Source organism: Parafrankia irregularis, assembly GCF_001536285.1.
Taxonomy (GTDB): Bacteria; Actinomycetota; Actinomycetes; order Frankiales; family Frankiaceae; genus Parafrankia; species Parafrankia irregularis.
In genome coordinates this window covers 138,406-148,162 of the sequence record NZ_FAOZ01000008.1, presented here as the reverse complement: position 1 = coordinate 148,162, position 9,757 = coordinate 138,406, and the positions used below count along the sequence as shown (strand labels likewise).

Sequence of the window (9,757 nt, the reverse complement as noted above, 5' to 3'; positions counted from 1 at the left end):
CGGATCACCCCCACGGGCGTGGGGAGGACCTGTCCGCCAACTGGCCCAAGATCCTCGCGATCGGATCACCCCCACGGGCGTGGGGAGGACACTTGCTGACCTGGGCTTTTAGGGGGCCTCCTGCTGTTGTTGTGATTTGAGGGCGATGAGTTGGATGCCGTCGTAGTCGAGGACGTGGCGGCGGCGCTCGCCTGCGGTTCTGATGTTGAAGCCCTGTTCGGTGTCGGCGGGGTGGATGCAGACCGCGGCTCCGTCGGCGACGCTGGCGGCGACGGCGTTCCAGAGTTCGTCCCGGACGCGGGCGGAGACGGTGCCGACGTACAGGCCCGCGGTGGGTTCGATGAGCCAGCGGCTGAGGGCGCCGCGGACGTGGTCGGGAACCGCGGTGGTGGAGATGACGATCATTGAGGCCATGGGTTGCCCAGGTTGATGAGGACGTCGTCGTCCTCGATGTCGCCGTTGTCGAGGGTGCCGGCCGGCGGGCTCAGCCCCGGGATGTCGTCGCCGGCGGCCGGGATGTCGTTGCTGTAGTTGACGCCGGCGGGGAGGGCCCCGAGGTCGGGGTCCCAGAGGTGGACCATGTCGACGGCGAGGCTGGCGCGGTCGCCCGGGTCGTCGTCGGTGTCGAGGTCCCGGCTGAGGTCGAGCATGTTCTGGATGTCGTTGATGATGTTCGGAAGGAGGCGGATGAGGCGGAATTCCTCGCGGAGTCGGGAGCGGGCGGCGCGTTCGGGGTCGGGTGAGTCGTGGAGCGCGAACGCGAGCGGGATGGTGGTTTTCGCCTTGTAGAGGTCGGCGATGTCGTAGACGAACGCGAGTTGGGTGCCGCTGTGGATGTAGCCGAGGGCCGGGGAGCAGCCGAGGGCGCAGACGGCGGCGTGGACGATGCCGTAGAGGCAGGTGTTCGCGGCGGACAGGGCGAGGTTGACGGGGTCCTGGGTGTCCCATTTCGCCGGGTCGTAGTTGCGGCGGAAGCGGGGGATGCGATGTTTCTGGGCGAGGAGTTTGTAGTAGGCCTTGACCCGCTGCCCTTCCATCCCGCGTAGCTGGGCGAGGGTGGTGCTCTCGGGGACGTCGACAGCGAAACGGGTCCGGTACATGCGTGCGGCGACCTGGACCCGCAGGGAGTCGTCGGCCCAGGTTCGGGCCTGCTGTTCGAGCCATCGGGTGGTGAGGCCGGCGGGTTGGATGTTGGCGTAGCTGCGGATCCCGCCGGCGCCGACGCAGACGACGCTGGTGTCGTGTCGGGCGAGGGTGGCGAGCGCCGGTTGGGTGATGGAGGTTCCGGGGCCGAGTAACAGGCAGGACAGGGCCGCGGTGGGCAGGTACACCTTTTCGATGCCGTCAGGTTTTTCGACGTAGCCGAGAATGCCGGTGTCGTCCTGCGTGATGCGGACGGATTCCAGGTAAAGGAAAGACAGGGAATCGGCGACGCGGGGCAGCATGGCCAGGGTGGGCCGGCCGAGGCGATGTTTGGCGGTCTGGGGTGCGCGGGTGACGCTCATCCGGCAGCGCGCAGCGGCGCGAGGCTGAGCAGACCGGCGCCGTAGGAACGGGCGCGGCCAACACCGTCGAGGACCGCGCTGCGAACGGCCTCGGGATCGGTGATGACGGCGTGTCCGTCGAAGCGGGTCAGGGCGTGACGAATACGCCGGCCGTCGTGACGGAGGCCGGTGACGTCGTCTTCGGGGGTGCCGGTCAGGCTGCGTAGTTCCAGCCCGCAGCGGGCGGCCCGGTTGGCCCACCAGTCGTCGGCTGCGGCGCCCCGCAGCGGGATGATCTTCCCTGTCTGGGGCCCTGCGTTGCGGCCGCCGCGTTTGGCGGCGTTCGCGGTGAGCCGGTAGTGCACGGCGGCGCCGCTGGTGATGCTGTCGAGGAACGGGCCGAGTTTGCGGGTCGCGGCCTGGGCGTAGCCCGGGGGCAGCCGGTCGAGGGCGGGCTCGAGGCGGGTCTGGACGAGCAGCCGGGTGCCCGTGCGGGTGCGGTCGACGCGGAACAGCAGCCCGGCGAGGGTACGGGCGTCGTCCCCGAGGTCGTCGGGGATGAGCATCATGAGCCGCTTGTGGAGGCGGTCGGCGTCGGTGAGCTCACGGCGGATGTCGCGGCGCCGTTCGTCCGGGGTGATCTGTATCAGCCAGGCGGTCACGGCTGCTCCTGGTCGGCACGCATGTACTGGTACAGCGCCTGCTGGTAACCACGGCCGGGGCCGGCGAGCAGGGTCCCGGGCAGGTGGGCGGTCTGCCGGTAGACGGCACGCCGCCGATAGCGGCGATCGAGAGGATCGAGGCTTTCGGGCACGTCGGCGAGTTCGGTGAGCGCGGCCCGTCCATCTCCGGGTTCGGTCTCGCTCAGCAAATCGATCTCGACCAGCCCGTCGGGGCCGGGTCTGCTGCGCGGTCGGCGTGGCAGTGGTACCCGGGTGCGCAGGTCACCTTCGGGGTCCGCGGTCCTGCGACGCAGCATGAGCGGTTCGTCGGGTGGGCAGGATCGTCGCCCCAGGTAGGGCTGCCAGACCGGACGTTCCAGCGCCTGCCCGATGGTGTCGAGGATGTCGTCGGGGCCGGTGACCGCGACGGTGAACACGGCATCGGACAGGTACCGGCGACGGGTGACGATGGTGCCGGTGTCGCCGGGGCGGCGTTTGGCGTCCGCGGTGGGCACGGTGCGATGGGCGGGGAGGCCACCGCCGACGGTGTGGAAGTCGGTGAGCAGAACTCCGGGGGTGTCGACGCGGACGGTCAGCCGCAGGTCGTCGAAGCGGGTCAACGACTTGCCGCGGGAAAGGCCCATCGCGGCGGCGAACAGGCCGATCAGACCGGAGCGGGTCGGGAAACCGGCCGTGTCCCGCACCGCGAACACGCTGTGTTCACCCCAGGACTGCAGCGGCCCGGCGAGGCGCAGGACGAGTCCGCTCACGCGGCGCCCTCCGCCGATTCCTCGCGGGCGGCGGCGGCGAGGGTGGCATCGAGCAGCGCCGGCCAGGAGTCATAGCTGTCACCGAGGCCGTCGCGGGCCTTGCCGTCGATCGATGCCTGACCATGCAGGGTGATCTGGTCGGTACCCCAGAAACGGTGCAGGCCGGTGGCGTAGTCAGACAGGACCTCGCGGGCGGGTTCGCCGTGGCCGCCTTCGATCCCGGCCGGGACGGGCCGCTCGAACGCCGCGGCGAGCGAGATCGGCCGGTCCTGACGCACCGCCACGTAGATCAGCTCGGGCAGGGTGTTCGGCGCGGTGGCGGTGCGCTTCCCCGACGGCAGCGCGGCCACGAACGCGCCGAGGAAGTGGCGGGTCAGCTCGAACGCGGTGGCCTTGTCGCCGTCGAGGTTCGCGACGAGCCCGGCCAGGTCGAGGCTGGCGTACCGGTAGAAGACTCCGGCCGAGAACTCACCGGCGTTCATGTGGCCGCTGCCGGCGTCCCCGAACGCGGGGATGTCGTCGACGGCGGTGAAGAAGTCGACCTCGGGGTCGGTGGCGTGCACGGTGAACGCATGGGCGACCTGCACCGCACCGTCCACCTTGCCGCCGGGCAGCTCGGCGAGCATCCGCCCGAACAGGTTGATCGTGCCTGTCCGGCTGGACAGGATCGCGGCGACCTCGTCGACCGGCAGCACCGGACGCTGCTGCGCCGGCTTCTTCGCGATCTCGGTCTCGAGGCGGTCCCGGTGGGCCGCGGCGAGCACGGCGAGCTCGTCGAGGCCGGCGGCAGGCAGGTAGAGCAGTACCGAGGAGATCTCAGCCTTGTCGGCCTTGCCTTTTGCTCCGCCGTTGCCCTCGCCGTTCCCGGTGTCCGCGGCCTCGGTCTTGATTCCCTTCTTGCCCGCGGAAAGCAGAACCTGCCGGCCGGCGTAGGTGGCGAGCTCGGCGGGCCAGCCCTGGCCGGTCAACCGCTCCGCGACGGCGCTGATGATCCGCCGGGTGCGTACCGCGGGATCGTCGAGCGCGGTCTCGACCTCCAGACGGACCTGCCTTTTCCAGCACTGGCTCGACACCCTGGTCCGTGACTTCCCGCCGTAGACGACGGTTTTCGGCGCGCCGAGGTCGTCCCTGTTCAGGTTGGCGTAGGGAACGGGCTGAAGCAGGTGGATGTCCACGAAACGGGCGGTCATGACGTCTCGCCTTCGGTGTCGTCAGTGGTGTCGAGGTCGGGGGAATCGGCCGGGCCGCCGGTGAGGCGGGCCGTCCGGTAGAACTGCTGCAGCCAGGTCTTCGCGACCTGATCGGGGTACGTGCCCCAGCGAGCCAGGTCGACGGTGAGCCGGACCCAGTCGACGGTGACCTCGTCCGCGCGTAGCTGGCGGATCAGCGGGGGGAGATGACGGTGCACTCCGTCGAGGTCCTGGCGACATAGCAGCCGCAGCCGGGGCTCCAACCGCCGGTACACCGCGGCACGCTCGGCACCGGGACGGCTGTTGATCGCCCCCGCCAGGCAGCGGCCCAGGTTCACGCCCTGCGCCGCGCCTGAGGTGGATTCGGCAGATGTGTCTGTCTGCGGCGGCACGGCGACGGAGGCCTGGGTACCCGGGGTGCCTGCCGTTCCGCTGCCAGCCTTCGCCGTTTCACCGCCGGCCTCAGCCGGAGGTTCGACCGAGGCTGCGACGTGCCGCTGCGCTGAGGCGGCCTGGGCGATATGGCTGTCGCGGGCCGTCCGTGGCTGGGCGGCGATCAGTGCCGCCACCGTGTAGAAGGCCCGCTCGGCCGCAGCGATGTGGACGAGCGTGCGCCGATCCAGCCTGCTGGCGTCGGGATCGGGAAGGAACTGCAGGCAGGGGGCGACGATGCGGTGCGCGGGCTGGGTCATCGGATGGGCCAGCGGCTTGCCGAGACTGCGCCGCAACGCAGACCGGTCCGCGGGCACGACCAACGTCCGTTCGGCCGTGCGTACGAGATGCCGGGCCGGGCCCAGCAGCTCGTCCCAGGCCGGGTAGGACGACGAGCCACGGCGGCCGGGTGCATCGACCGCCGCAGCAGTGTCCAGAACAGTCATGAGGTGTCTTCTCCTGGATCAGATACCGGAACGCAGCCGGCCGCGATACCGCGCGAGCGCGCGGGTCATCCGCCCATGTGTCCGGGCGTCCACCTGGTCGGCGATGTCGTCGTAGGCCCGCTCCGCCTCCTGGACGAACCGGGCCGGAGCCTCCTGGAACACCGCGAGCGGATCACCATCGGCCTCGGTGGCCTGCTCCGCGCGGCGCAGCACATCCCAGAACACGCGCTCGGCCGCAGGCCAGTACCGCCCATCCGCGGCGGCGACCCACGGCCCCGGACCACCATCGAGACGGGACGGCGCGTGCATCCCGTCGTCGGCCGGGTCGGCCTGTAGCGCCCAGGCCGCCTTCAACGCCTGGGTCAGGTTCCGACCGACGCGTTCCGCCGCATCGCGCACACGACCGACGCCGTAAGCGAAGGCGGGGTCGCGTTCCTGGAGCCAGCGCAGGACCGGCGGGGTTGTCTGGGTGAAGAACTGCCGGTCACGGGTCTGGCCATCCTGATCGAAGCCGAACACCCGAACCCGCATATGCTGCACCGTTTCGGGTGGCAGGTACTGCACCGCGCTGAGAACCGCCGGGCGGTGGTGCTGCTCATCGCTGTCGAGGAGCAGGGCATCCAGATCCCGCCACGTCGCGCGGGTGGCGCTCGCCTGCCGCGGATACGGCTCGCCCTTCTTGTTCGTCTGATAGATCAGATAGGGGTCGAGACCTTCGTTGCCCTTGGTACGCCAAGCCCAGGTCATCGTGGCGTCGACGACCTGCTTACCGGACGGATCGGGGGTCAGCAGCACCGCATGCTGGAAGCGGCCCGCCAGCACTCGGGCCATCCCACGCAGCGGCGCCGGTCCTCGCAGCGGGTCTCCCAGCCCGTCGGCCTCCCAAGGGGCCTCATCCTCGGCGTTGTCGCGGTATTCGTCCCCGTCGTCAGGCACGGGAATGCCTGCGATCAAAGACTCGAACAGATTCTTGCCCACCGGGTGGCAGGACAGTCCGCTTCGCAGCGGCCCGGCAGCCGTGTTTCCTTCCGAGCGGCCCTTCACTGTACGGGTCGTGCAGCGCCCGGACGGACCGTAGTAGAGGGTGGCGAGCAGATGCCACGCCCCTTCCGCGGCGGGAACCGGCCGGGGCGCCAGGTCGGTGTGATGGCCCAGCCAGACCTGGTTGTTCCCCGAGGAACGACCGAACACGATGCGGTTCAGGCCCGACGTCGCGGAGCACTCCGTCGCCAGCCGCGGGTCCTGCAACCAGGGCCGTTCACGGTCGAACAGATCGAACCGGCCTGGGTACCTGCCGAAGTACTTTTCGATGTCGTCCGGGGCGAACTGGCGCCGCTCCAGAACCTTGCTGCGCCTTTCAAGGAACTCGCCGGCCGACAGGTCATCCTTATCCAGCTCGGTCACCCGAGCTGCCAGCAACGTGAGAACCCGCCACAGGCCAACCGCCGCCGGCGGCATCGGAACATCGATATCCGTTAATTCATGCGCTCGTTCCAGAACATCCTGGAGCCCGACCTTGTCGTGTGCCGTTTCTTCTCGAACTGGTACCCACGGCTGCCTTCGCAGATCGAAGGCGGGACCGCTTACCACTGTCTACTCACAGGCAACCCCCGTTGCTCTCCAGCTTCGTCGCCGGTCGCCGACTCCGTTGTCGACGTGGACCGACGCTAGCGACCACCACCGACAGAAATGTGTTGCTTGGCCGTTCCGCGGTGCTCTCAGCCGGTCAGGCCGAGGGCTTCGTCGAGGTAGAACATGCGCTTGTCGACGGTGACCGGGTGGACAGTGCCGTCGGGGTCGAGACGGTGCGGCAGGACCAGCACGTCGCGCAGGTGCGGGTTGTCAGCCCAGGCGGCCGGCGGGGCAGTGGTGTTCCGATCGCGGCGGCGCCAGGCGCCGTCCCGCAGCGGGAGGCTTTCCGAGAGCACCGCCTTGACCTGCGCCGAGGTGAATCGGCGCTTCGGACCGTATCCGGTCACGGGCAGCCGGGAGGTCCGGGCACGATCCAGCCAGCGGGTGCCGTCGTCGTCGACGTAGCAGCAGACCACCCGCACCGATTCGGCTCCCAGCCGGGTGGAAACCAGGTCCTCGTCGATCTCCGTCTTCGTGAGCTCGCTGAGATCGAGAACCTTCCGCGGGTTCTTGATCGCGACCGTGGCCGCGATACCGAAGGCCGCCTCGTCGTTCGCGAAGCGCGTGATCTCGTCGTCGGAAAGGTCCTCGTGGAACGTCTCGTCGTAGACCTGCTCCACCATCGGCTGCACGTCCGCTGGGATCTCCACGGGCTGGGGGTGCCGGTCGGCGAGCAGTTCGTAGGTCCGGCGCAGCAGCGACGCGTCGTACACCGCGGTCCACCGCTTCGGCAGCTCCAGCGTCCCGTCCGGGCCACGGGGGACGAGTACCACCAGCCTTGGATTCCTGCGCGCCCACTGTGGACGCAGGTCCTCGTCGTCGACCTGCTGGTGGCGCTGACAACGGCCCGCCCGCTGTAGAAGCTGGGCGATCGGGGCCAGATCGCTGACCACCAAGTCAAGATCAAGGTCGAGGCTTTGTTCGGCTACTTGCGTAGCGACAAGGATCGTGGGTCTGCGGGGCCGATGGGTCACCTCTCGACCGAACGCTCTCGTCACCTCCTCCGTCAGCGCTTCGCGTTGCCGCGCCGGCATCCGGGCGTGCAGCAGCATCACCCGCGGTTCACCCGCTGAGCTCGCCGCCTTCGAGCACCATTCCCGCAGCGTGACGAACGTCTGCTGGGCCTCGGCGACGGTGGTGCACACAACCATCGCGCAGCCGCTCTCCCGCAGCAGCGGCGCAAGTTCCGCCTTCACAACAGCAGCCCGATCAGCCCCGTCCTTCACCGGCAGCCCGACATCCGCGGCCGGGCGGTCAGCCGGGGCCGAGACGTCCTCGGATACGGTCGGCACATCGACGAGGTCGACGGCGAGGGTCCGCGACGCGACTTCGAACGGGCGAGTCGTGATCACCGCGCTGGCCGCGTCCGCGTACACCCAGCCCGGATAGGCCACCTCGACCTGCCCGCGGTACGCCTTCCCACCGGCACCGGTCAGATAGGCGCGGACCAGCCGCGCGGCGACCTGACCGGGCAGCGTCGCCGACAGCAGGACCACCGGAACCCGCAACGCACCCAGCCATGTCAGCAACCGCGCCAACAGATACTGCATGTAGGCGTCGTAGGCGTGTACCTCGTCGACGACCAGGACCTTGCCCGCCAGGCCCAGCATCCGCAGCACGTTGTGCCGTACCGGCAGCACCGTCAGCAGCGCCTGATCCACGGTGCCCACCGCCATCGGCGCCAGCAGACCCCGCTTGCGGCCCCGCAGCCACACCGTCGCCGCGGTCTGCGCCCCGGCGTTGTCCTCACCTGCGGCGTGCGCCTGCACCTGGCCGCCGCCGGTCAACACCGGGCCCCGATCGACGTCCAGCCCGTCCGCTGTGTCCTGGTAGGCCGCGTTGAGCCAGGACATCGAATGCAGCAACGTCACCGCCACATCCACGTCCGGGGCCCGGCGACGCTGCGCGTACGCCCGAACCCGCCGGTACATCTGATCCGAGGTCGCCATCGTCGGCAGCGTGACGAACACGCCCGACGTCCCCGCCGCATCGCCCATCAGCCGCGCGGCGTGCAGCGCCGTCTCCGTCTTGCCCATCCCCATCGGGGCCATCACCAGAAGCAGACCCGGCCCCGTCACCAGCCCAGGCAGGTCCGCCGCGACAGAACTCTGCAGCGCGTTCGGCGGATACTCAGGGAACTCCGCAGCGAACGACCCGCCACGCAACGACAGCCGTCCAAGCCCGGCCTCTCGTGCCAGGGCCGCGACCCGTCCAGCGGAACGGTCACGGTGCTCACGAAGGTCGAGTTCTCTCGCCTCCGCGGGTACATCGCGGAGCTGATCGAGAAGGAAGTCCTCCTGGCTGACCAGCCAGTCCGCCAACACCACCAGGCCGCATGCGACCGCCCCGCCCAGCACCGTCACCGCCCGAGGTGCCGCCGGAGGGCCGAAAACCGCGGAGACCTCCCTCAACACGCTGCGCCGTGCGCGCTCCCACTCGTTGCCTCCCAGCTCCGGGCACGGCACCCGCGGATCCGCATGCCGTGGCTGGACGCCGTAGAAACAGCCGTGATGGCCACCCAGCAGCTGAGCGACCCGCGCCGCGGACGCATTACCGAGCAGGCCGTGTCCGTACCCGAGCTCGGCCAACACCCGATGCAGGAACCGCTGCGACGCCTCCTCATGACGGAACCGGCCCGACGCCCCGACCGTCGTATAGCTGCCCTGCAACGCAGCGAAAGCCTTCGGAACCTGCATCTGAAAGCCCGGAGTAATCTTGCCGATATCGTGCAGCGCAGCCCAGAAGGCGACCAGGCGACCGGCGTCCTCCACAGACGCTCCCAGCTCGCGGGCCACCGCCAGACGCGCGGACTCCGGCACCGTGCTGCGCCACAACACCTCAACGGCCGCGCCCGTGTCGACCAGATGACACGCCAACGGATAGGCCCACGGCAAAGAGCCGTACTTGCCCCAAAGCCGCAGGTCCACCGCTGCGCCGTTGCCGGCGTCAGCGGTACACCGCTCCCCGCGATCTCCCCCAAGATCCATCCTGGAAGCGTAGTTCCTTGCTAGACAGCCATCACTGGGCGGTGCCCCCGAGGCGTCACCGCTCGGCCGCCAAGAAAACACAACGGATGCAGGGGGCGGTATAAAAGGCCAGATCAGCAAGTGTCCTCCCCACGCCCGTGGGGGTGATCCGATC

The 9,757-nt window shown here is 69.6% G+C and carries 8 protein-coding genes; all 8 read right to left on the bottom strand.

The genetic code is table 11. The features are described 5' to 3' along the window. Positions 1 to 108: 108 nt before the first annotated feature. The 8 genes from cas2e to AWX74_RS15370 all read right to left on the bottom strand — a co-directional run bounded on the left by cas2e (position 109) and on the right by AWX74_RS15370 (position 9,723). Positions 109 to 414, bottom strand: coding sequence for a type I-E CRISPR-associated endoribonuclease Cas2e (gene cas2e, locus AWX74_RS15405; protein ID WP_091277186.1), 306 nt, complete (start codon positions 412 to 414; stop codon positions 109 to 111). After that, positions 402 to 1,505: a type I-E CRISPR-associated endonuclease Cas1e gene (cas1e, locus tag AWX74_RS15400; RefSeq protein WP_091277184.1), complete on the bottom strand. Its 1,104-nt coding sequence runs from the start codon at positions 1,503 to 1,505 to the stop codon at positions 402 to 404. The genes cas2e and cas1e overlap by 13 nt, the downstream gene beginning before the upstream one ends. After that, on the bottom strand, positions 1,502 to 2,146 hold the full coding sequence (locus AWX74_RS15395) for a type I-E CRISPR-associated protein Cas6/Cse3/CasE (protein ID WP_091277182.1): 645 nt from the start codon (positions 2,144 to 2,146) through the stop codon (positions 1,502 to 1,504). The genes cas1e and AWX74_RS15395 overlap by 4 nt, the downstream gene beginning before the upstream one ends. Continuing rightward, complete coding sequence (gene cas5e / locus AWX74_RS15390) at positions 2,143 to 2,916, bottom strand: type I-E CRISPR-associated protein Cas5/CasD (protein WP_091277180.1); 774 nt, start codon at positions 2,914 to 2,916, stop codon at positions 2,143 to 2,145. Before cas5e ends, AWX74_RS15395 begins: the two co-directional genes overlap by 4 nt. Then, positions 2,913 to 4,106: a type I-E CRISPR-associated protein Cas7/Cse4/CasC gene (cas7e, locus tag AWX74_RS15385; RefSeq protein ID WP_091277179.1), complete on the bottom strand. Its 1,194-nt coding sequence runs from the start codon at positions 4,104 to 4,106 to the stop codon at positions 2,913 to 2,915. The genes cas5e and cas7e overlap by 4 nt, the downstream gene beginning before the upstream one ends. After that, the gene (casB, locus tag AWX74_RS15380) at positions 4,103 to 4,984 is read right to left on the bottom strand and encodes a type I-E CRISPR-associated protein Cse2/CasB (protein ID WP_091277177.1); all 882 of its coding nucleotides are present in this window, start codon (positions 4,982 to 4,984) and stop codon (positions 4,103 to 4,105) included. The genes cas7e and casB overlap by 4 nt, the downstream gene beginning before the upstream one ends. Before the next feature lie 18 nt (positions 4,985 to 5,002). Beyond that, the gene (casA, locus tag AWX74_RS15375) at positions 5,003 to 6,574 is read right to left on the bottom strand and encodes a type I-E CRISPR-associated protein Cse1/CasA (protein WP_091277175.1); all 1,572 of its coding nucleotides are present in this window, start codon (positions 6,572 to 6,574) and stop codon (positions 5,003 to 5,005) included. Between the two features lie 128 nt (positions 6,575 to 6,702). After that, positions 6,703 to 9,723, bottom strand: coding sequence for a CRISPR-associated endonuclease Cas3'' (locus AWX74_RS15370; RefSeq protein ID WP_165615643.1), 3,021 nt, complete (start codon positions 9,721 to 9,723; stop codon positions 6,703 to 6,705). Positions 9,724 to 9,757: the final 34 nt, after the last annotated feature.

What these genes read in the sequence shown, in the direction of transcription:
- cas7e (WP_091277179.1), bottom strand. Translation starts at nt 4,106, where the DNA reads ATGACCGCCCGTTTCGTGGACATCCACCTGCTTCAGCCCGTTCCCTAC.
- cas1e (WP_091277184.1), bottom strand. Translation starts at nt 1,505, where the DNA reads ATGAGCGTCACCCGCGCACCCCAGACCGCCAAACATCGCCTCGGCCGG.
- casB (WP_091277177.1), bottom strand. Translation starts at nt 4,984, where the DNA reads ATGACTGTTCTGGACACTGCTGCGGCGGTCGATGCACCCGGCCGCCGT.
- cas2e (WP_091277186.1), bottom strand. Translation starts at nt 414, where the DNA reads ATGGCCTCAATGATCGTCATCTCCACCACCGCGGTTCCCGACCACGTC.